The organism is Pseudomonas sp. ABFPK, from assembly GCF_001586765.1.
In the GTDB taxonomy this organism is placed as follows: Bacteria; Pseudomonadota; Gammaproteobacteria; order Pseudomonadales; family Pseudomonadaceae; genus Aquipseudomonas; species Aquipseudomonas asiatica.
This window is the reverse complement of record NZ_LQXW01000008.1, coordinates 96,539-117,954: the sequence shown is the minus strand read 5'-3', so window position 1 is coordinate 117,954 and position 21,416 is coordinate 96,539. Positions and strand designations below refer to the sequence as shown.

18 protein-coding genes and 2 pseudogenes are annotated in these 21,416 nt (G+C 58.3%); all 20 read right to left on the bottom strand.

The window, feature by feature from the left end; genetic code table 11:
* Positions 1 to 27: 27 nt before the first annotated feature.
* Positions 28 to 978 (bottom strand): UDP-N-acetyl-2-amino-2-deoxy-D-glucuronate oxidase, encoded by a 951-nt coding sequence (gene wbpB / locus WM94_RS07550; RefSeq protein WP_061550846.1) that lies wholly within the window; start codon positions 976 to 978, stop codon positions 28 to 30.
* A gap of 80 nt (positions 979 to 1,058) precedes the next feature.
* Positions 1,059 to 2,363 carry a UDP-N-acetyl-D-glucosamine 6-dehydrogenase gene (gene wbpA / locus WM94_RS07545; RefSeq protein WP_061550845.1) on the bottom strand — a complete coding sequence of 435 codons (1,305 nt, stop codon included), beginning with the start codon at positions 2,361 to 2,363 and terminating at the stop codon, positions 1,059 to 1,061.
* Positions 2,364 to 2,888: 525 nt separating this feature from the next.
* A pseudogene (locus WM94_RS31085) lies at positions 2,889 to 3,272 on the bottom strand (transposase domain-containing protein); the annotation flags it as partial.
* Between the two features lie 248 nt (positions 3,273 to 3,520).
* A complete protein-coding gene (gene rfbA, locus WM94_RS07540) occupies positions 3,521 to 4,402 on the bottom strand; it encodes a glucose-1-phosphate thymidylyltransferase RfbA (RefSeq protein ID WP_061550864.1) in 882 nt (293 codons plus the stop codon).
* A gap of 5 nt (positions 4,403 to 4,407) precedes the next feature.
* A complete protein-coding gene (gene rfbD, locus WM94_RS07535) occupies positions 4,408 to 5,304 on the bottom strand; it encodes a dTDP-4-dehydrorhamnose reductase (protein WP_061550844.1) in 897 nt (298 codons plus the stop codon).
* A complete protein-coding gene (gene rfbB, locus WM94_RS07530) occupies positions 5,301 to 6,371 on the bottom strand; it encodes a dTDP-glucose 4,6-dehydratase (protein ID WP_061550843.1) in 1,071 nt (356 codons plus the stop codon). Before rfbB ends, rfbD begins: the two co-directional genes overlap by 4 nt.
* A 101-nt stretch (positions 6,372 to 6,472) precedes the next feature.
* Positions 6,473 to 8,470 carry a nucleoside-diphosphate sugar epimerase/dehydratase gene (locus tag WM94_RS07525; RefSeq protein WP_061550842.1) on the bottom strand — a complete coding sequence of 666 codons (1,998 nt, stop codon included), beginning with the start codon at positions 8,468 to 8,470 and terminating at the stop codon, positions 6,473 to 6,475.
* 58 nt (positions 8,471 to 8,528) lie between these two features.
* Complete coding sequence (locus WM94_RS07520) at positions 8,529 to 9,542, bottom strand: glycosyltransferase family 4 protein (RefSeq protein ID WP_061550841.1); 1,014 nt, start codon at positions 9,540 to 9,542, stop codon at positions 8,529 to 8,531.
* A complete protein-coding gene (locus tag WM94_RS07515; protein WP_061550840.1) occupies positions 9,539 to 10,528 on the bottom strand; it encodes an SDR family oxidoreductase in 990 nt (329 codons plus the stop codon). The genes WM94_RS07520 and WM94_RS07515 overlap by 4 nt, the downstream gene beginning before the upstream one ends.
* Positions 10,528 to 11,637, bottom strand: a complete 1,110-nt coding sequence (locus tag WM94_RS07510; protein WP_061550839.1) for a DUF1972 domain-containing protein — start codon at positions 11,635 to 11,637, stop codon at positions 10,528 to 10,530. The genes WM94_RS07515 and WM94_RS07510 overlap by 1 nt, the downstream gene beginning before the upstream one ends.
* Complete coding sequence (locus WM94_RS07505; RefSeq protein WP_061550838.1) at positions 11,627 to 12,745, bottom strand: glycosyltransferase family 4 protein; 1,119 nt, start codon at positions 12,743 to 12,745, stop codon at positions 11,627 to 11,629. The genes WM94_RS07510 and WM94_RS07505 overlap by 11 nt, the downstream gene beginning before the upstream one ends.
* Positions 12,742 to 13,611 carry a hypothetical protein gene (locus WM94_RS07500; protein WP_256207003.1) on the bottom strand — a complete coding sequence of 290 codons (870 nt, stop codon included), beginning with the start codon at positions 13,609 to 13,611 and terminating at the stop codon, positions 12,742 to 12,744. Before WM94_RS07500 ends, WM94_RS07505 begins: the two co-directional genes overlap by 4 nt.
* Positions 13,550 to 14,815: a hypothetical protein gene (locus tag WM94_RS07495; RefSeq protein ID WP_177342367.1), complete on the bottom strand. Its 1,266-nt coding sequence runs from the start codon at positions 14,813 to 14,815 to the stop codon at positions 13,550 to 13,552. Before WM94_RS07495 ends, WM94_RS07500 begins: the two co-directional genes overlap by 62 nt.
* A gap of 2 nt (positions 14,816 to 14,817) precedes the next feature.
* Complete coding sequence (locus tag WM94_RS07490) at positions 14,818 to 16,251, bottom strand: hypothetical protein (protein ID WP_061550835.1); 1,434 nt, start codon at positions 16,249 to 16,251, stop codon at positions 14,818 to 14,820.
* A 6-nt stretch (positions 16,252 to 16,257) separates the two neighbouring features.
* Positions 16,258 to 17,529 (bottom strand): O-antigen translocase, encoded by a 1,272-nt coding sequence (locus tag WM94_RS07485; RefSeq protein WP_061550834.1) that lies wholly within the window; start codon positions 17,527 to 17,529, stop codon positions 16,258 to 16,260.
* 3 nt (positions 17,530 to 17,532) lie between these two features.
* Positions 17,533 to 18,645, bottom strand: a complete 1,113-nt coding sequence (locus WM94_RS07480; RefSeq protein ID WP_061550833.1) for a DegT/DnrJ/EryC1/StrS aminotransferase family protein — start codon at positions 18,643 to 18,645, stop codon at positions 17,533 to 17,535.
* On the bottom strand, positions 18,638 to 19,105 hold the full coding sequence (locus tag WM94_RS07475; RefSeq protein ID WP_061550832.1) for an acyltransferase: 468 nt from the start codon (positions 19,103 to 19,105) through the stop codon (positions 18,638 to 18,640). Before WM94_RS07475 ends, WM94_RS07480 begins: the two co-directional genes overlap by 8 nt.
* Positions 19,098 to 19,484, bottom strand: coding sequence for an FdtA/QdtA family cupin domain-containing protein (locus WM94_RS30725; protein ID WP_223998121.1), 387 nt, complete (start codon positions 19,482 to 19,484; stop codon positions 19,098 to 19,100). The genes WM94_RS07475 and WM94_RS30725 overlap by 8 nt, the downstream gene beginning before the upstream one ends.
* Positions 19,485 to 19,511: 27 nt before the next feature.
* A pseudogene (gene rfbC / locus WM94_RS30720) lies at positions 19,512 to 20,072 on the bottom strand (dTDP-4-dehydrorhamnose 3,5-epimerase); the annotation flags it as partial.
* A gap of 79 nt (positions 20,073 to 20,151) precedes the next feature.
* Positions 20,152 to 21,213, bottom strand: coding sequence for an LPS O-antigen chain length determinant protein WzzB (locus WM94_RS07465; RefSeq protein WP_061550830.1), 1,062 nt, complete (start codon positions 21,211 to 21,213; stop codon positions 20,152 to 20,154).
* Between the last annotated feature and the right edge of the window lie 203 nt (positions 21,214 to 21,416).

Genomic DNA, 21,416 nt, shown 5'->3' with positions numbered 1-21,416 from the left:
CCAATGCTGGCGAAGCCGCAATGCTTATCAACCCAGCAGGCGAGCCAGGAACGGATGGCCTTCGTTGTCCGTCGGACGGCTCAACGCCAAGGTACGAATGGTCTCGACGGTTTCCACGCAGTGGCGCGCATCTTCGATGCCATAGCCCTTACCATCGAGAATGGACTGGTAGCTCACAGTGTGCAGATCGGTGAAACCTTCCGAGAATTCGATCTCCGCACCATCGCAAGTAATGGAACGGTAGGTCGGCTTCTTGCCCTTGACGCTATCTGGCAGGTCGTTGGCATCGATGGACAGGAACCAGCGTACGCGCGCGTTCTCGTACTCCAGGTAACCGGCAGCTTTGTGCTCATTGACAAAGTGCACGACGTTACGCTGCAGCTTGCCGAAGATGAAATGCAGCATGTCGTAGAAGTGCACGCCAATGTTGGTGGCAACACCGAACGACTTACGCGGGTCACCTTTCCAGCTTTCCATGTACCACTTGCCACGGGAAGTGATGTAGGTCAGTTCGACATCGTGCTTGTGATCCCGCTTGCCACTTTGCACACGATCCTTCAGCGCGATGATCGCCTGGTGGTGGCGCAACTGCAGGATGTTCCACAGGCGGCTTCCGGTTTCCTTTTCCACCAGTGCCAGGTCATCCAGCATCGCGGCGGTGGGCACCAGAGGTTTCTCACAGATCACATCGCAACCCAGGCGCAGGCCGGCCGTGATGTGCGGGTGGTGCAGGTAGTTGGGCGAGCAGACGGAAACGTAATTCAATGCCGTGGCCGGGTCACGCTTGAGGCGCCAGGCATGATCATAGAAGCGCTCGAACTCGGTGAAGAACTCACTGGCCGGGGAAATGCTGTCGATGATGCCGACAGAATCGTTGATGTCGTAGGCGCAGGCCAATTCATTACCTGTGTCCTTGATGGCACGCATGTGGCGTGGAGCGATGTAACCAGCAGCACCAATGAGGGCGAAACGCTTCATCCTAACCTCTCGCATAAATTCGATAAGCAGCAAGCCGACATCGACGTGATCGATGCCGGCTAGGCAGAGCGGGGACGCAATCAGGCCTTGATTACGTTTTCAGCAGGTGCACGGTACTTGCCGCGGCTGTCGATGACCAGTCGAGCGCTGCGCTGAATCAGCTCATAGTCGAATTTGTCATGATCGGTAGCCAACACCACTGCATCGAACGACGCCAGGTTTTCTGCGGTCAAGGCCTCACTGCTGAGCGTGAAGTGATGCTCTCGCATTTGCGGGAAGACTGGCACGTGTGGGTCGCTGTAGGCAACCACGCCGCCTTTGGCTTCGATCAGCTCCATGATTTCCACCGATGGCGATTCGCGCATGTCATCGACGTTCTTCTTGTAAGCAATGCCGAGCACCAGCACGCGACTACCCTTCACGGCCTTGCCTTGCTCGTTGAGGCCATCCATCAGCTTGCCGACCACATATTCCGGCATGGCCTGGTTAACCTCACCAGACAACTCGATGAAGCGTGTGTGCAAGCCGTACTCACGCGCTTTCCAAGTGAGGTAGAAAGGATCGATCGGAATGCAGTGACCACCCAGACCCGGACCAGGATAATAGGCAGTGAAGCCGAACGGTTTGGTGGCTGCCGCATCGACGACTTCGAAGATGTCGATACCCATGCGATCAGCAACGACCTTCATTTCGTTGACCAGGCCGATGTTCACCGCGCGATGGATGTTCTCCAGCAGCTTGGTCATCTCTGCAGCCTTGGTCGAGCTCACTGGCACAACGCGATCAATGGCCTGCTCGTACAAGGCGATACCAACTTCCAGGCACTGGGGCGTATGACCACCAATAACCTTCGGAATGGTACGAGTTTCGAAATTCGGATTGCCCGGGTCTTCACGCTCCGGCGAATAGACCAGGAAGATATCCTCACCCACCTTCAGGCCACCTTCCTGAACACGAGGCAACAGCTCTTCTTCGGTTGTACCCGGGTAGGTGGTGCTCTCCAGAGAAACGACCTGACCTGCCCGCAGGTAAGGCTTGAGCGCGTCCGTGGTGTTGATCACGAAGCTCATGTCGGGTTCGCGATATTTATTGAGCGGTGTCGGCACACACAGAATCAGTGCATCGCACTCAGCAACCCGACTGAAATCGGTAGTTGCCGAAAACCCGCTTTCGCGCGCCCTGGCGACCGATTCGCATGGAATATGCTCAATGTAGCTTTCCCCCTGATTGAGCTTTTCCACCTTCACGGGATCAATATCGATACCCAAAACGCAATAACCGATAGCGTTATAGCGAAGCATCAGAGGCAGCCCAACATACCCCAGACCAACGATACCGATAACTGCGTCCCTGCTCTTGAACTTATCAACTGCCGCCAATGACATTATGGAGTTCCGCTTCCAAGGTGTAAGAAAAGTATTTCAAAAATGGCGCAAAATATTACACTTTGGATCCAAGCATGGCAACCCGACACGATCGAATTCTATCGCTGCGAAAATAGCGCGCCAGAGGGCTCGCAGCAACAGGCTAGCCCACTACTCCGCCGGCCTGACAAACGGTACACCCACGCCAACAGCAACCGCCCGCCTATCACGAAAACAAAAAAAAATCAACAAAAGCTACCTATCTACTGCACAACATCAGGAGCCTGTAAACATCACTTGATAAAAACGGATGATCGAAGGGGCAAATTACAAGAAAACACCATCTGCATCGCTAAGACACATCAATAATTTTAGATTCCACCTTAAACATTAACGAGCCAATAAAAATACCTCAAACCCAATCAGAACAATTAAATAAGAACACTAGAGATCAATAAGATCTTTTCTAACAGAATTGTTTTTTTCCAACCGCCCGCCCTACTCATCTCGCGTAAGTGAAAGCAGCATCAACGACTGCGGCAACAGCTACCCGATCTTGCTCACCCGCAGTGTCGAAAGCCGCGTCAGCAAATCTTTGAGACAGCATATGGATCATGTCCATTCATGCGCGCCGACTGGACAGACTCATAATTGCCGCCGCCCGCTGCATCTGCGCAGCTACATGGTGAACAACCCGTTAGATCGGCCGAGCACACAGTCGTACCTGTTTTTCCAACTGACTGTTGCTGCGCTTTGATAATTGGCACCGCTTTCCCTTCATATTCGCCAACGATCTTCACCACTCATACCTCCAGCCTGGCTTTCGAGTTCGTACTTGCCACCGATCGCGCGCTGGGCCTGTTCAGCCAGTTGACTCTCGTTCACTACCTACAAGTCGAAAAGCTTGCGCCGAGCTTGGGCCATGCAGCACCGCACAATGTATCCATCACCTGCGCCGGCAGCCCTGCGCTCGCTTTATCGGAAACCGGCGCAGGTACCGTCGCCTGGATCAGTGTTTCACATTAGAGGCAGGCTCATTCAATGGCTGACCTATGCCTGTGGCTTCACCAATGAATGGCGTTGGCATACCCGGATAAACTGTCTGCCCAGGTACAAGCCAAGGCATCTGCCATGTAATCTCGAGCCTCTACACCTTAAAAGGCGGAAATTTAGCCCCCTCAATAAACTTTATCCTGCACCAACCTCTTCAAATACTGCCCATACCCATTCTTAGCCAACGGCTCCGCCAACTTCAGCAACTGCTCCGCCCCAATCCACCCCTGCCTATACGCCACCTCTTCCGGACAAGCCACCTTCAACCCCTGCCGCCGCTCAATAGTCGCGATATACCCACTCGCCTCGAGCAACGAATCATGCGTCCCGGTATCCAGCCAGGCATACCCGCGCCCCATGATCTCCACCGACAACCGGTTCTGCTCCAAATACACCCGGTTCAAATCGGTAATCTCCAGCTCACCCCGCGCAGATGGCTTGATGCCTTTGGCGATCTCGACCACGTCCTTGTCGTAGAAGTACAACCCGGTCACGGCATAGCTGGATTTCGGCTTGGTCGGCTTCTCCTCCAGGCTGATCGCCTTGCCCTTCTCATCGAACTCGACCACGCCGTAACGCTCGGGGTCGTGCACGTGGTAGGCGAACACGCTGGCGCCTTCGCCGCGGTCCATGGCGTTGCGCAGCAGTTGCTGGAAGTCGTGGCCGTAATAGATGTTGTCGCCCAGCACCAGTGCCGACAGGTCGTTGCCAATGAAGTCTTCACCAATCAGGAAGGCCTGCGCCAGGCCGTCTGGCGAGGCCTGCACGGCGTAACTGATGTTGATGCCCCATTGGTGGCCGTCGCCCAGCAGTTGCTCGAAACGCGGGGTGTCCTGCGGGGTAGAGATGATCAGGATGTCCTGGATACCCGCCAGCATCAGGGTGGTCAGCGGGTAGTAGATCATCGGCTTGTCGTAAACCGGCAGCAGCTGCTTGGAAATAGCCAGGGTCGCGGGGTGCAGACGGGTACCCGACCCGCCCGCCAGAATGATGCCTTTACGCTTCATAGTGGTCATTTCTCGTGTATTTCCGTAAGCATGCGAGCCACACCCAGGCGCCAATCTGGCAGGTTCAGGGCAAAGGCTTGCTGCAGTTTATGGGTGTCCAGACGCGAATTGGCCGGCCGCTTGGCCGGGGTCGGGTAGGCGTCGGTGGTCAACGGGTTGACCTGTTCGGCGTGGGCTTTCAATGGCACACCTAGGGCCGCTGCCTGCTCCAGCACGTAACGGGCGTAGCCGCACCAGGTGGTTTCGCCGGCCGCCGCCAGGTGGTACAGGCCGGCCAGGGCCGGGTCGCGGCGGGTGGCGGTGATGGCGTGGGCGGTGATGTCGGCGATCAGTTCAGCACCGGTCGGGGCGCCGTGCTGGTCGTCGATCACGCCCAGGCTGTCGCGTTCCGCAGCCAGGCGCAGCATGGTCTTGGCGAAGTTGTTGCCGCGTGCGGCATATACCCAGCAGGTTCGGAAGATCAGGTGCTGGCAACCGGCGGCCTGGATGGCCTGTTCGCCAGCCAGCTTGCTTTCGCCATAGGCATTCAATGGGCCGACGCTGTCGTCTTCGCGCCAGGCTTGAGTGCCCTGCCCCGGGAACACGTAATCGGTGGAGTAATGCACCAGCAATGCTCCGCAGTCGGCGGCGGCGCGGGCCAGCACGCCGACGGCTTCGGCGTTTACCTTGAAGGCTTGTTCGCGGTCGCTTTCCGCCTTGTCCACGGCAGTGTAGGCGGCGGCGTTGACGATTACATCGGGGGCGTAGGCGCGCACTGTTTCGGCCAGGCCCGGCAGGTTGGCCAGGTCGCCGCAGTGGGCCTGGCTACGGGAATTGAGCGCCAGCACCTGGCCCAGTGGGGCCAGGCTGCGTTGTAGTTCCCAACCTACCTGACCGTCCTTGCCCAGTAGCAGAATCTTCATGCCGAGCGCCCTGCGTAGTTTTTCTCGACCCAGTCGCGGTAGCTGCCGGACTGTACGTTCTGCACCCACTCCTGGTTGTCGAGGTACCAGGCCACGGTCTTGCGAATGCCGGTTTCGAAGGTTTCGGCAGGCTTCCAGCCCAGTTCGCGCTCGAGCTTGCGGGCGTCGATGGCGTAGCGGCGGTCATGGCCTGGGCGGTCGGTCACGTAGGTGATCTGCTCGGCGTAGGGCTTGCCGTCGGCGCGGGGGCGCAGTTCGTCCAGCAGGGCGCACACGCGGTTGACGATTTCCAGGTTGGGCTTTTCGTTCCAGCCGCCCACGTTGTACACCTCGCCGGTCTTGCCGGCTTCCAGCACGCGGCGGATAGCGCTGCAGTGGTCCTTGACGTACAGCCAGTCGCGAATCTGCTGGCCGTCGCCGTATACCGGCAGCGGTTTGCCGGCCAGGGCGTTGACGATCATCAGCGGGATGAGCTTTTCCGGGAAGTGGTAAGGGCCGTAGTTGTTCGAGCAGTTGGTGGTCAGCACCGGCAGGCCGTAGGTGTGGTGGTACGAGCGCACCAGGTGGTCGCTGGCGGCCTTGCTGGCCGAGTACGGGCTGTTGGGCTGGTACTGGTGGGTTTCGGTAAAGGCCGGTTCGCCGGCGGCCAACGAACCGTAAACTTCGTCGGTGGACACATGAAGGAAGCGAAAAGCCTTGCGCGCCGGCTCATCCAGGCCACCCCAATACGCGCGTACCGCTTCCAGCAGGCGAAAGGTGCCGACGATGTTGGTTTCGATGAAGTCTTCCGGGCCGTGAATCGAGCGGTCGACGTGCGACTCGGCGGCAAAGTTGACGATGGCGCGCGGCTGGTGGGTTTTCAGCAGCTGTTCCACCAGCGCGGAATCACCAATGTCGCCATGCACGAAAATGTGCCGCGCGTCGTCCTGCAGGCTGCTAAGGGTCTGCAGGTTGCCTGCGTAGGTGAGTTTGTCGAGATTGACCACGGGCTCGTCATTGCCGGCCAGCCAGTCCAGCACGAAGTTCGCGCCAATGAAGCCCGCACCACCAGTTACCAGAATAGTCATCGTTCAGTTCTTCCCAATTCCCGCGTTCAAACTTCACAGCTTTTGAAGTTCATGTAGGCGTTCCTGTATCGGCACCGCCGTTCATTTTGTAAGTGCAGCGTTCAGGGCTCCAAGCGCCGGCGCTGGTACAGCCAATCCACAATTTCGCCGCCAGGCACATAGCCGCTTACGGTGTCACGCAGCAGCTGTCGCACGGTGGCAAAGTCATCTTCCGCAGTCGCCGCGCGCAGGGCGTCAAGGCGCTGCTTCAGCACATCCCAGGGCAGGTAGTCCTCGTGGGCGCTCATGATCATGGGGTGGCGGGTGGCAATCACGTTGTCCCCGATCAGCAGCTCTTCGTACAACTTCTCGCCCGGGCGCAGGCCGGTGAAATTGATGGCGATGTCGCCCAGCGGGTTGCGCTCGGAGCGGATGCTGAAGCCGGACAGGTGAATCATCTTTTCCGCCAGCTCCACGATCTTCACTGGTTCGCCCATGTCCAGCACGAACACATCACCGCCCTGCCCCATGGAACCGGCCTGGATCACCAACTGCGCGGCCTCGGGGATGGTCATGAAATAGCGGGTGATTTTTGGATGGGTGACGGTCAGCGGCCCACCGGCCTTGATCTGCTTGTGGAACAGCGGAATGACCGAACCCGACGAACCCAGCACATTGCCGAAGCGCACCATGGTGAAGCGGGTCTTGTTCACCTGCGAGACGTTGCCGGTTTCACCCATCAGTACTGGCGCCAGCTCACGGCTAAGGGCCTGCAGCACCATTTCGGCCAGGCGCTTGGTACTGCCCATCACGTTGGTGGGGCGCACGGCCTTGTCGGTGGAAATCAGCACAAAGTTGGCAACCCCGGCCTGTAGCGCCGCCTGGGCGGTGTACAGGGTGCCGAACACGTTGTTTGTCAGGCCTTCGGCAATGTTGTGCTCGACGATCGGTACGTGCTTGTAGGCTGCGGCGTGGTAGACGGTGTCCACCTGCCAGGCGCGCATCACGTCGAGCATCTTGGCCTGATCGCGGACCGAGCCGAGGATGGGGATCACCTGCACGGCCAGGCCTTCGCGAGTGATGCGTTGCTCCAGTTCGCCGGCAATTGTGTACAGGTTGAATTCGCTGTGATCGAACAACAGCAGGGTGCGCGGTGTCTGCCCGAGGATCTGGCGGCACAGCTCGGAGCCGATCGAGCCGCCGGCACCGGTCACCATCACTGTCTGGTCGATGATGCAGTGCTTTAGCAGGTCGCCTTGCGCCGGCACCGCGTCGCGTCCCAGCAGGTCGGCAATGTCCACTTCCTGGATGTCGTCCACCTTGACCCGGCCACTGGCCAGGTCCATGAAGCCGGGCACACTGCGCACGTGCAGCGGGTAGCCTTCCAGCAGGTTGAGAATTTCGCGGCGACGGCTGCGGCTGACCGAGGGCAGCGCCAGCAGGATTTCTTCGGCGCCGGTATCGTCGATCATGCGTTGCAGCTGTTCCGGCTGGTACACCTGCAGGCCGGCGATCACCCGGTCGGTGATGCTGGCATCGTCGTCGATGAACGCTACCGGGCGCATGGCCTTGCCCATGCGCAGCGCCGCCACCAGCTGGTTACCGGCCGAGCCAGCGCCGTAGATGGCCACCCGTGGCAGGCCGTCGTCGCGGTTGGCGAAGGGCACGTGCTGCACGGCAGTGGCAAACCAGTCGCCGAGGAAGTACTGGCGCATGGCCAGCCGCAGGCCGCCGACCATGATCAGGCTCAGCCACCAGTAGTTGAAGGTGATCGAACGCGGCACCACGTTCTGGTGGTTGCTGGCCCAGTAGATGATGAAACCGAGGATCAGCGCCGACAGGGTCACCGCCTTGATGATGGCGATCAGTGCGTCATTGCCGAAATAGCGCATCACCGCACGGTAAAGACCAAAGCGGATGAACAGCGGGATCGAGATGATCGGCGCCGTGATGAACAGCCAGGTGTGATCACGGACAGGGTTGGCCAGGTCATCGATGCCCAGGCGCACGACAAACGCCAGCCACAGCGCGAACCAGACCAGAATTACATCGGTCGCTACCTGGATCAGCCGTTTGTGACGTCGAGATAGTCCAAGCAGTCTTGAGCGCAGCTTATCCATAGAACCTCTGAGAGTGTTGCAAAGTGACATGTCTAGCGTCTTCTTTCTATCACTCTAGCTAGTGTTCGAGTGCACCGGCGCGCCAGCGCACGGCCAGAAACGCCAATGGCAGGTAGGCGATGATCACGCCCAACACGCCGTCCAGGCCCAGCAACAGCACACACAAGGCCACCGGCAGCAGCCAGAACAGGTTGAGCCCGGCCACAGCCAGGGTTACCGGCAGGTGCTTGCCATAGTGGCGCGAGGCGAACTGGTAGGCGTGACTGCGGTGCGCTTCGTACACCTTGTCGCCGCGCAGCAGGCGGCGGATCAGGGTGAAGGTAGCGTCGACCACGAACACGCCCAACAGGATCAGCCAGCACCAGTACAACTGCGGCGCGGCCCAGGCCGCCTGCAGCGACAGGCCTGCCAGCACGATACCAAGGAAACCACTGCCGGCGTCACCCATAAAGATCCTGGCCGGCGGGAAGTTCCAGAACAGGAAGCCCAGCGTGGCCGCGGCCAGCAACAGTGGCAGCGCCATCAACTGTGGCACACCGGCCAGGGCCGAGAGCAGCACCATGCCCAGGCAAGCGGTCACCGCTTCGACGCTGGCGATGCCGTCGATACCATCCATGAAGTTATACAGGTTGAGCATCCACACGCTGTAGAACGCGGCCAGGATGTAGCCGAACCACTGCAGGTCCAGGGTAAAGCCGAACACTTGCAGCGGCGCCAGGCCACCCAGCCAGTACAGCATCCAGGCGGCCGCGGCGAAGTGGCCAAGCAGGCGCCAGCGGGCAGCGATGTGGCCGTGGTCGTCCATGAAGCCGATTACCGCGATCAGTGCCCCTGCCCCGCCGATGGCAACCAGTGCCGGCAGCGGCACAGCGCCCGCCAGGCCCAGCAGCGGCAAGCAGCCAAGAAAGCTCAGCACAATGGCCACACCGCCACCCCGTGGGGTTGGCACGGTGTGCGAACTGCGTGCGTTGGGCACGTCGATGATCTGCTTGTTCAGGGCGTAGCGCCGCAGCACTGCGGTCAAAAGCAGGGATGCCCCTGCGACCAGGGGGATAAGCCACCATGCCATCATTTGTCTTGCTCTTTCAGAAAGTTGAGTGCCGTGGCCCGCAGTGCCTGGTCGACATCCAGCGGGGGCTGCCAGCCCAGCAGTTCACGGGTTTTGCCAATGTCTACCTGCAGCGAGCCGCACAGGCGCTGAGCCAGCCCGGCCTTGCCGGCCAAGGTGGCCGCGCCCTTCAGCCAGGCAGCGGGCACGGGCAACAACCTGGCTGGCTTGCCCAGCGCCTTGCCCAACCGTTGCAGCAGTTCGGTGGTGGACAGGTCGTGGCCGTCGCTTGCCAGAAAAGTCTGGTTGGCGGCGGCCGGGTGGTCGATGCAGGTCAGTAGCAGGTCCACCAGGTTGTCCAGCGCCACCAGGCTGCGTTTGTTGTGGATGGCGCCAAACGGCAGCGGCACGCCTTTGCTCAGCCAGTTCATCATGCTGCGGAAGTTGGCTTTCACGCCTGGACCATACACCAGCACCGGGCGCACAATCACCACTTCCAGCCCGGTTTCAGCCGCCAGTTGGCGCAGGCCGTCTTCGGCTTCGCGCTTGGAGATGCCGTACGGGTCCGAAGGCGCGGGGGTTTCATCGGCGGTGAACGGCTGGCGGCCGTTGGTGGTTTCGCCGTTCACCTTCACCGAACTTACAAAAATGAAGCGCCGCACACCGGCCTGGGCGGCGGCTCGGGCCAGGCTCAGGGTACCTTCCACGTTTACCCGGCGGAACTCGGCCAGCGGATCGGCGGCGGATTCCTGCATTACGTGCACGCGGGAGGCCAGGTGGATTACGGTGTCGACCTGCTCGAAATGCCCGGACGCAACATCCACCGCCGCCAGTTCGCTGTATGGCCGGTAGTCGACGCCCGCCAGCCGCTGGCCAGGCGCTTGCCGTACCAGCGCGCGCGGCGCCCAGCGTGTGTCTGCAGCAAGCCGCTGCAGCAACACCTTGCCGACAAAACCGCTACCGCCGGTGGCCAGGATACCTGGCCGTTGCCCGTTGCCTTGCTCGGCCATCAGCCTCTCCCCACCCGGCCCAGCAGGCGGGTGAACACGCTACGGTACTGGTCTGCCACCACCGACCATCGGTAACGGCGGTTGGCAATTTCATGCAGGCGCGCCGACAGTTGCGCACGGGCGCCTTCATCGGCAAACAGGGCTTGGGCGTGGTTGCGCAGCGAGGTGCTGTCGGCAAAGTACAGCGCCTGGTCTTCGGTGGTGGCGCGGTTGAACGACACATCGAAGGCCACCACCGGCAGGCCCAGCCACATGGCTTCGACAAGCGACGGGTTGGTGCCGCCGGCGCTGTGTCCATGCAGGTAAACCGTGGCATTGCTGCGCAGCGGGCTCAGTTGCTCCACGTCGTAGATCGGGTCCAGCAGGTGAATGTTGCTTACCTCTTCGTATTGCTTGCGCAGTTGCACGCCGTATTCGCTGTGGTTCCAGTTGCCGATGATCACCAGCGGCATGCCAGAGCCGGCGAAGGCTTCGAGAATGACATGGATGTTGTTCTCCGGCTCGATGCGGCACACCGTAAAGGCATAGGGCGCACCCAGGAAGGGGTAAGCCTGGCGGGCTTGCTCGCTTGGCTCGCCGGCCCGGGCCTGGTCGCCACCGTAGGCAATCAGTTCGCTGGGCTTGTTGTATTCGGCGGTCACGTATTCCTGCAACACTTTGTTGTCGGTGATGACGGCGTGGGCAAAACGCACGGCCACCGCTTCGGACAACTTCAGGAACCAGCGGGCAAAGTTGGACCACTTGGCACGCTTCCATTCATAGCCGTCGATGTTCACCACGATCGGCTTGCGGCTCAGCAGGCGCATGAATGGCAGGGCAATGCAGCCGGAAACACCCAGAATCAACATCAGGTCATGCTTGCGGTAGGCGTGCAGCATGCTCAGCACATCGTACGGAATGCTTTGCACGCCATTGGCCTTGAGGTTCAGGTAGACCAGGCGGGCACGTTCGAAAAACTTCGGGCGCTGGGGGTAATGGGGCGCACTGCAATATACGGTGAGTTCGCAGTCACCCGGCAGGTTGCGCACCAATTGCTCGGTCAGTGTTTCCCAACCACCGTATTGAGCGGGTAAACCGACCGTACCAATCACTGCAATCTTATAGGTCATCAAACACCATCACGATATTTTTCTGGAAGTTGGCAGTGGAAAACTCACTCGCTTTCCTACGTGCGCACTCGGACAGTGCCTGGCACACGTGTGGGTCCTGCGACAGGCGCGCAACAGTGCGCACCAGTTGTTCATGGTTTTTCGAATCGATCTGGTAGCCCTCAACCCCGTCACTGACCAGTTCGACCGGACCGCCTACCGGGGGCACGATAGTCGGGATGCCGAAGGCCATCGCCTCGAGAATGGTCAGGCCAAAGGTTTCGACGCAGCTGTCGACGCGAGACAGATTCATTACCAAGCTGGCGCTTGAGTAGAACCGCCCCACATCCGAAGTGGCAGAGTGAAGATCCAGGTTTTCGGGTACCGCCAGGTTCTTGAAATAGTCGTCCACCTCACCCTGGCTGGCGCTAAGAACCAATGAGAACTTCACCTGACGTTGGTCAACCATAGCCGACGCCAAATCCACAAATTCGTTAACGCCCTTGTAAGCCTTCAAGGACGTCAACATCAAGACGTTAAACTGCCCATGATGCAGGTGCTTATAAACGGTGGAAACAGCTTGGCGCTGAAAGGATTCGGCCAGACCGTTGTAAACCGTGATCCCAGGCACGCCCACAATCGCATCATTTTGCTGCAGGTATTTTGAAACATATAGAACTTTGCTGGCACAGTAACCTATAACCCAACGGAGAAATTTTTTGAGCACAGCCGGTTTGATCGACGTCTCGTGCAGGTGATAGACCACGGTCGCGCCCCGAACTTTTCCAGCCAGGGCTGCGCCAAACGGCATCATTGTGTTGACCAGAACTACCGCACCTGGCCGCAAGCGCCTGAAAAGGACAAGAAACAGAGCGAACTGGGACCAGAAATATGCCAGTAAAGTCAGCCACCGATTGCCGAAACGCCTGTACGTATACTTATAAGCGGGAACATCCAGCTCATCCAATACGCCTCGTCCATTGCTTCCGACATACACGCTGCATGCGTGCCCCCGCGACTGTAAAGCGGAGATGGTCTGCCCCAGCATACGCGGGCTGCCGCTGTAATCATTCAGTAGGTGGGCACAATGTAACTGCTTCCCGGCGCTGCTTCTTTGCTCTTCGTTCATTTCGCCAACTCCCTAGTGACAAACAATGCCTTCAAGAAAGACAGGCGACGGTAAGCCACGGCCTTGCGCACAGCGGCATACAACAGATAGGTATTCAGCAAGCCACGGATTGCCAACGAGTGCGATTCGAAACTGATACGCAGGCCGAATACCATCTCCTCAAACCGAAACAAAGCGCGCGCAGGAGTATCGGCGCTGTGCTCGGACAGGTCATGTGCAATCGTCACATCCAGCACGCAGGCTTTAGGAAATACCTTTTCATAGCGAATAAAAAAGTTGCTGTCGGTGGCATAAAAGCGTAAGCGCTCATCATAAAACGGAGACATGCGCTGGTAGCAGGCTTTGGTGAAGATCAAACCGCTATTGATACCCACAAGGTTCTTTGAACGGACTACGCCGGGGGTGACGGAGGGTGTCAAACGGCCCTTGAATTGCCAACGTGCTCCTGGGCTGACCAATTGGTTGTTACTGACCATCATTGGCAGGTATACACCAACCTGATCACCATCATGCGTGTTGAGCACTTGCTGAATCTGTTCCAGGCAGTGGGAAAGGCTTACATCCGAATAGTTGGTATCATCGTCCGAGATCATGAACAGGTCGACCCCGGCGGCAAACGCCTGTTCGGCCACCTGGTTGTAGACCACCGAAAGCCGCTGGTTGTCCGCCTCGTACCAGCGCACGCCTGGGCACGGCTGCGCCACGCCTGGGGAGTTGTTCCAGACGTACAGCTGCAGGTCGATACCCTCGTCATGCAAAAGCGCCTGCTGCGCGAGCAGTGACTGCAGGGCAATCGAGTCCTGGCTAGTTTTCCGATACAGAACGATCAGGACTGCCAGGCTCAACTTTTGTTCTTCTGTTTTCACCAATGATCACCATCACCACGATCGCGAAAATGTAGAGGACAACACTGTTCGTATAGGACTGGAAAAAGAACGAGCTCAGGAAGAACGGGTAGCTGGCAATCACGAAGTTGCCCAGGCCGTTTTTCCAGGAGCTGGCGTGGGGCCTGTCCCGGACGATGATCGTCACCAGCTTGTGATACCAAAGGATCAACCCGGCCATGATCAGCAGGCCGACCAGACCGCAGGTGGCCAGCAGGTTGAGCCAGAACGAATCGAACCAGTGCGGCTGGCCCGGGCCTACTGCGCCAAAGCCATAGCCCATGGGGTGCGCGCCAAGCACCTCAAACATGTGCAGCCACTGCCGCTCACGGTCCAGTGCCGACAAGTCCCCGGTGTAGCCCATCGACAGGTAGGCGAAAATCGCTGCGGTCAGACCCACGAACTGCAGGTAGCCCAATAGCGAGATCAGCCAGGCCGTACGCAGTACCCGGGCCGCCACCAGCATCGAGCAGATGCACACCAGGCCGATCATGGCCGTGCGCACCGAACCGATCACAATCAGCCCGCACAGCAGCAGGAAGGCAGCACTCAGCAGCAGGCGCCGGAACAATGACCAGTTGCGCCCGCTTAGCAACACGGCCAGGGTCATGGCGGCGGTATTGAGGATAACTGCAGAAAATTCCAGCGTGCCGGTAAAGAAGCCCGAAACCCGCGGCAGCCCGTCACGCATCGAGTTGTAGGGTTGTAACTCATAGCCTTTGGCGGTAAGCAGCGGCCAGTACCAGAACTGCTCGGCCGAGGCGATGGTCAGGTACTGGTAAAACGCATACACGCCGGTAAGTACGCTCATCGCCAGAACCGACCAGTACACATGGCGCAGCTTCTTCTCGGTCGACACCGCGTGGGCCCAGATGGCCACCGCCATGCCGACGAACACCGGCACGGCCAGTGCGCGGAACATGCGCACCGACGACGCGCTAAGGTCGCCAAACAGCAGATACAGGAAGACGAAGAACAGCACGACCAGCAACCACCGCCCGACTTCGAGGTTGACCATGCCACGTGCCGTGACACTGGCCAGCACCCGCAGCAGCAGCCACATGATCATCAGCAGGCTGAGCATTTCTCGCCAACCGGCAAACACACTGCCCAGCCCCAGCGTCAACACGACGAAGTCGCTGAAGAACAGCAGGCAGAACAGCACGCCGATAAAGATCCTGATCACACTCACCCTCGCGCTCTGGTCAGCCTGGCCAGCCGGAACAGCGTGACCTTGATCAAGAGCTTGATTCTCGGCACCCAGGCGTAGGCAAACAGCGTTCGCAACGCCAGGTTCGTGTCTATGCGGCACAGGGCGTCGAAGACATCCGCAGGGATCATGCTAGTGACCTTACCTGTCGGTTTCATGAAATCGAGGTTGCCCGTCCACGGCAACATGGCTGCCAGTTCGTTCTCGCTGAATTCGCCCCGCTCGATGCAAGCCAGGTAACGTGCTTTCACCGACTCCAGCGAGTTGACCCGCTGCACCGCTTCCACCACCGAGGCACTGGGCCGGGGTTGTTCGATGCTGGCCAGTAGCTGGTCGATGCTAGCCACCTTCAGGCCGTCTGCCGGGGAATAGCCCTGAATCGGCGCCACCAGCCCCACGCAACGCCGGCCCTTGAGCAATTGCTCTGCGAACGCCGTGCCACCGGGTATAGGGTAGCTGTCCAGGTAGAAGTCGGCTTTTTCCGCAAAGGCCAGGTAGTCCTTGTACGGCAGGTGACGGCGGATGAAGAAGCGCTTGGGGTAGCGCAGCTTCACTGTCCACCACCAGGTGTTGGTCAGGGGATTGGCACCGATGATCCAGCACTCGGCATTGGGGAAACGCTGAAGAATCGCCGTGATCGACGGACGCATGTCCAGGCCGCCGTGGGGCTTGTACTTGGCCGCCGAGGCAGCGCTGAACACCTTGATCCGCTCGTGGGTTGGCACGGCATCCGGCACTTTGGCGCCGCTGGTCTCGATCGGGATCGCCAGGAAGCTCTTCTGGCAGGTGAGGTGCTTTTTCTTGTCCAGGTGGTGCCCGTAGGCGCTGATCTCGAAATACACGTCGGCCACCGACGCGCCAAAGCTGAACACGTGGTCGGCATGATTGACGAAATACACTGTCAGCGCGGCGCCTCGTTGTTGCTTCAGCAGGCCGCAGGCGACGGTGGTGATGATGTCGTCCGGGTGAATGTGCAACACCACCTTGTCGTACTGGGCCAGGGTGTCGACGATGGACTGCAGGCGGGCGCACGGGTCATCGCCGCGCGCCACCTCGATATGGGCGAAATAGCCTGCCAGGCGTTCGAGCACCTGGGGCTTGGCGCTGCGCGCGACCAGCAGGTCCACAGGCCCCTCGTGCATGTGCGCCAGGCGCTCCATCAGCCGGGTGTGCCCGCCTTGCATATAGGGTTCGCTGACCACATGCAGGCAGCCGCGCGATATGCTGCTGACAGCCGGCAGCGTGACCTGGCTGGCGCATCGGGCCACCAGGTGGCGCTCCAGCGCGGTGGCATCATAAATACCCAGGTCCACCGCCCAGAGCAGTGCCCCATAGACCTGCGCCTGCACCAATGCCTGGGCAGGTTCAGCGCCAAGGATGCGCCCATGTAACTGTTCGATGACGTCCTTCATCTCTACTCAGCTCCGCGCCGTATCGCCAACAATAATGTGCAAACGACGGAATACCGAGAAATACATCACGACTCCGTACAACAGGTAGTTTGCCGCGTATGCAAGGGTAACTTTTTCATACCCCCACAACTGGGTGAAATAGACCGTCAGAGCATAAAGCGAAAGCGTCGAGAGGACTTCGGTAATCAGATACAACCGGGTGAGTGCCTTGCCGAGCATCAGGTAGGCCATCAACCAACTGATGACCTTCAAGCTGTCCCCTACCATCTGCCATGCGAACAGCTCACGCATGGGCAGGAATGACGCCGAGAAAAGGACATGGATGATGAAGTCCCTGAGCAGGTAGATAACCAGGCCGGCAGCAATGGTCAGGGGCAGGATGAGCTTGTATCCCTGAATGATTTCCCGACGAAGTTCACCTGCATCTGAAAGCTCCGAGAGCCTCGGCAGGTAATAGACCGCAAGCGTCGTGGTGATCAACATGAGATAGGCCGTGCTCAACCGCCACATGGCCTCCCAGTAACCAGCGTGATCCCAGCCGAACTCCGCCCCCAGGTAATCCCGGATGAACACATGGCAAACGGGCAGAGAACATGCTGTCACAACGGCCATGAGGGCAAACTTTGCCAGCCGGGACAAGGACTGCTTGTCCAGCGCCCCGATGAAATCTGAGAGGCGGAACCATGATGTGCGCATGCAGATGACCAAGGTGGCCACGAAGCTCAACGACTGGTACACAGCCAGCGAAACCAGCGCACCGTACAACCCCAGCCTAATGGTCAGGGCACAGGTCACCACCAGCGATATCAGGCTGCCAAAAATATTGGCAAGCACGTAGCGCTGAACGTCTTTCTTGCCGTTCAGAATGCCCAGCAGCAAAGAGTTGAAAGCAAAAAATACCAAGGTAGCGGCAAACCACACCAACACCGGGGCGAGTTTTTCGTCGTTGAAAAACCAACCTGCCAATGGTGCCCGCATGGCCACGATCAGCACTGCCAATACACACGAAACCAGCAGTGACAGCGTCCCGGCAGTTCGCCAGATCCTGTGTTGTTCGTCCGGCCGATCAGCAAACTCCGCCGTGTACTTGGTTACCCCTGTGCTGACAGCGCCGCTGGCCAGTGTCGTGAACATGGTAACGGCATTCTGCAATTGCCCGATCGCTGCGTAACCCGCTGGCCCTACATAAAGGGCCAGCACCTTGTTGAGCCCCAGCAATGTCGCCATCTTTACAAAAACAGCAATAGCATTCAGCAGACTGGTCTTGATCAACGTCATGTATTATTGCCCGGACACAGTAAAACTGTTGCAGGCATCGATGACCGTCTGAATATCCGCGTCGCTCATGGTGGGGTCGACAGGCAGGCTGAGCACTTCATCATGAATTTTTTCAGTCAGCGGCAGGCTCAAACCGTTGTACTGACTGTAAGCCTGCTGCCTGTGAGGCGGGATTGGGTAGTGAACCAGCGTCTGTATCCCTTGCTCGCGAAGATGTTGCTGCAAATCGTTTCTGTGCGGCGTGCGTACTACATACAGATGCCAGACATGCTCCTCGACAACACTATTTTGCGGCTGGACGATTTGAGCATTTTGAATGCCCGCGCGGTAGCACGTGGTGATGTGCCGGCGCCGGCTGATTTCTTCACCCAGATACTTGAGCTTCACGTCCAGCATAGCCGCCTGGATCTCGTCCAAACGACTGTTCACTCCGACGTACAAGTTCTTGTACTTCTCATGGGAGCCGTAGTTTCTGAGGGCGCGCAGCACTTCCGCCAACTCGGCATCCGAGGTGGTTATCGCCCCGGCATCGCCGAGCGCACCCAGATTCTTGCCCGGATAGAAGCTGAAGCCCGAGGCATTCCCCCAGCTCCCCGCCCGCTTGCCATCGATTGAGGCACCGTGAGCCTGGGCCGAGTCTTCGAGTACCAGCAAACCGTATTCGGCGGCAATCTCGGTGATCGCCTTCATGTCTGCAATTTGCCCATACAGGTGTACCGGCAGGATGACGCGCGTCTTGTCGGTAATAGCCTGGCGTATGAGGGAGGTATCAATATTGAAGGTTGCGGGGTCAGGTTCGACGAGCACAGGCTCCAGCCCACTGGCGGTGATCGCCAGGATGCTCGCAATGTAGGTATTGGCCGGGACGATGACTTCATCACCCTGCTTCACCCGCCCCAGCTGTTTCCAGGCAGTCAAGGTCAACGTCAGCGCATCGAGGCCGTTTGCCACGCCAATGCAATGAGCGGTACCGCAATAAGCGGCAAAGTTGCTTTCAAAGCGGGCCAGAGCGCTACCGCCGATGTACCAGCCGGAATCGATGACATCGGCACACGCTTGCAACAATTCTTCGCGGTACTGTTTATTGACGGCCTTGAGATTCAGGAAATCAACCATGCTCTAGCTCCCTTATTATTTTTGCCGGATTACCCACTACCACGCAGTAATCAGGTACATCCTTTGTCACGACGGCACCGGCACCTACCATGGCATGTCGACCAATCGTGACGCCCGGGAGCAATGTTGCGTTTGCACCGATGCTGCAGCCTTCCTTCAGCACCGTGACTTCGTAAGCCTCGGGGTAACACTTGGAGCGCGGTACTCTGTCGTTGGTGAATGTAGCATTGGGGCCAATGAAGACATTGTCCTCGATCACGAGCCCCTCCCACAGAAACACACCACTTTTCACAGTGACGTTGTCCCCGACTACAACCCCTCCTTCGATCAAGGTGTGGGCGCATATGTTGCAGTTGCTGCCAATTCGCGCACCTTTGAGGATGACCGCGTATTGCCAGACTCTGGTTTTTTCACCGATGGCATCGGTTTGTACATCGGCCAAGGCATGAATGCTAGGCATGGGCGATCAGCCTCTTGAAGTCATCGTAACTGCGAATGTAATCACGCTCGTCGTAGGTTTCACTGGCGATGACCATGAGTACGCAGTCTTCACTGAAATCATGCATTTCACGCCAGACCATATTCTTGATCAGCAAGGCTTTCTGTGGCGCGTCAAGCATATGGTCGACTCGGCCGGTACCGTCATCCAGGGTCATGCGGCAACTGCCGGCCAGGCAGATTATCAGTTGCTGGAGATCCCGGTGGGCATGGAAGCCGCGGCTGACGCCGGCCTTGGTACCGAAGATGTAGTAGACGCGACGGATGGCAAACGGGATATTCAACGCCTTTTCAATACTGATCAGGCTCCCGCGATCATCACCAATGATCGGTAGTACCAAGTCTTCCGCCTGCCCTTTCAGGATCAGCGGTGGCAAGTCAGCCTCGGCAAGGGTTGGCGCAATCGCATCCTTGTCACTGATCAGCAGCCCCTCCAGCTCTGGCCATTCGATGGCAAGGTCCGGGTCATTCCAGGCAATGCTGCGTTCATGCTCTTTGGAATAGACATTGGTCGTGCGGTACTGAAACACCGTATCTTCTTCCAGCGCGATAAAACCATGGGCGAAGCCTTCAGGCACCCACATCATCTTGCGGTTGGCCGCCGACAGTTCCATGCCTACCCACTGCCCGAAGGTAGGGGAGCCTTTTCGAATATCCACTGCCACGTCGAACACTGCGCCCTTGACTACGCTTACCAACTTGCCTTGGGCAAATGGATAAAGCTGATAGTGCAAGCCGCGCATGACGCCCTTTTTGGATAAAGAGCAATTTTCCTGAACAAAAGAAGGCGGAAGGGTAATACCTTGCGCACTGAGCAAGGCATGAAACTTAGGCTCGCTATAAGACTCATAGAACCAGCCCCTGTCGTCCTCGAAAACGGTAGGTTCAAAAACGACTACGTCCGAGATATTTGTTTCTATGAGCTTCACGCAACCAGCCTCTTGTTGAAATTTATTACTATCAGTTCGACTCTTCCCGCAGCATACAGGCTCGGGGGGGCGGGGTAGCTCACACGCGCCCCAGACGACGCTCTCTTTCAGTAGATACCAGGTGGGTAAATGCGGCCAGGAGCACACCGAGTACCAGCCCTGCGAACACACCCCCTACGACAATAAGCAATTTGCGCAGCCGGACCGGGGTATCAGGCACCTCGATGGCACCATCCTGCTGAAACACCTCGATCACGGCCGGGTTCAGCTGCAGGTTGCGGTAGAAGTCGAGTTTCTCCTGGAGCTCCCGCAAACCGGCGACGAATGGGTCATCAGACTCCCGCGTGCGAAGGTTTGCAAGCTCTGCCTCAAGGGCCTGGCTACCGCGCATGTAGGTCAGTGCGCCCTGCATGCCGCCAGAAACCTCAGTATCCATGCCACTGGCAATGATGGGGGGCTTGCTCAGGTTCACTGCCTTGGCAACTTTCAGCGCCTCTTCAAGGCGGGCGATTTGATCTTCCCGCTGCTTGTGCGCCGCATCTCGTGCGCTGCGGATCTGTTGCTCCAGGTTCTTGACCAGCACCTTCACTTCAGTATCGGCATCTTCAACCAGCATCTTTTTAGCAAGGTCGCTGGCCATTTCCGAAAAACGCGTTACCCACTTCACACTCATCTTGGGGTCGTCGCTTAACGCCCTGATCAAAAAGCGCTCGGCACTATCTCCCGCCACAGCCCCCACAGTCAATACCTTGCCAAACTGGTCATAAAGTGCATCTTGAGAGCCTTGGCGGGCGACCTCTGGCAAATTTGGCAAATAGACCGCGCGAAAAAACTGGCGCCGCAGTGACTCGGATTGCAGGGAGCGCAGGTAAATCTGATAAACATCTTTGGGTGTAAACGCTTTGAGGCCGCTGGCTTCAGTGCGGCCATAGTTCAACTGGGCAATATCATTCTTGGTAGGTGGCAATATAAAAGACTTGGCCTCATACATCGGCGTCTTTAGCCAAACATAAACAAGAGTAGCTGCAGTAACTAAAATAACGCACGAAAGGATGAGCAGTTTACGACTCCACAAGGCATGCCAGAGTTCGAGAACATCAACTTCGTCATTTTCGACTCCGGGACTACGTTCATTTCGCATTTGTTCTCGTTTTCCTTAGATCCGGCCAATTGCATGATTCCTATGCCAGCTAGGCTTAGCCTTGGCTGCAGCTGACCTGACGAAAGACCAGCTGAAGCTAAGCGTAGCGGCATTTTGCTCATCCACCGCAGACCGCTCGAAACGACCTACAGCTTTAGCACTTATCCGATCTAAGAGAAAGATACCGTCAACAAAGTTCCGCC

Coding starts and splice junctions, on each gene's coding strand:
- wbpB (WP_061550846.1), bottom strand. CDS start 978: ATGAAGCGTTTCGCCCTCATTGGTGCTGCTGGTTACATCGCTCCACGC.
- wbpA (WP_061550845.1), bottom strand. CDS start 2,363: ATGTCATTGGCGGCAGTTGATAAGTTCAAGAGCAGGGACGCAGTTATC.
- rfbA (WP_061550864.1), bottom strand. CDS start 4,402: ATGAAGCGTAAAGGCATCATTCTGGCGGGCGGGTCGGGTACCCGTCTG.
- rfbD (WP_061550844.1), bottom strand. CDS start 5,304: ATGAAGATTCTGCTACTGGGCAAGGACGGTCAGGTAGGTTGGGAACTA.
- rfbB (WP_061550843.1), bottom strand. CDS start 6,371: ATGACTATTCTGGTAACTGGTGGTGCGGGCTTCATTGGCGCGAACTTC.
- WM94_RS07525 (WP_061550842.1), bottom strand. CDS start 8,470: ATGGATAAGCTGCGCTCAAGACTGCTTGGACTATCTCGACGTCACAAA.
- WM94_RS07520 (WP_061550841.1), bottom strand. CDS start 9,542: ATGATGGCATGGTGGCTTATCCCCCTGGTCGCAGGGGCATCCCTGCTT.
- WM94_RS07515 (WP_061550840.1), bottom strand. CDS start 10,528: ATGGCCGAGCAAGGCAACGGGCAACGGCCAGGTATCCTGGCCACCGGC.
- WM94_RS07510 (WP_061550839.1), bottom strand. CDS start 11,637: ATGACCTATAAGATTGCAGTGATTGGTACGGTCGGTTTACCCGCTCAA.
- WM94_RS07505 (WP_061550838.1), bottom strand. CDS start 12,745: ATGAACGAAGAGCAAAGAAGCAGCGCCGGGAAGCAGTTACATTGTGCC.
- WM94_RS07490 (WP_061550835.1), bottom strand. CDS start 16,251: ATGAAGGACGTCATCGAACAGTTACATGGGCGCATCCTTGGCGCTGAA.
- WM94_RS07485 (WP_061550834.1), bottom strand. CDS start 17,529: ATGACGTTGATCAAGACCAGTCTGCTGAATGCTATTGCTGTTTTTGTA.
- WM94_RS07480 (WP_061550833.1), bottom strand. CDS start 18,645: ATGGTTGATTTCCTGAATCTCAAGGCCGTCAATAAACAGTACCGCGAA.
- WM94_RS07475 (WP_061550832.1), bottom strand. CDS start 19,105: ATGCCTAGCATTCATGCCTTGGCCGATGTACAAACCGATGCCATCGGT.
- WM94_RS07465 (WP_061550830.1), bottom strand. CDS start 21,213: ATGCGAAATGAACGTAGTCCCGGAGTCGAAAATGACGAAGTTGATGTT.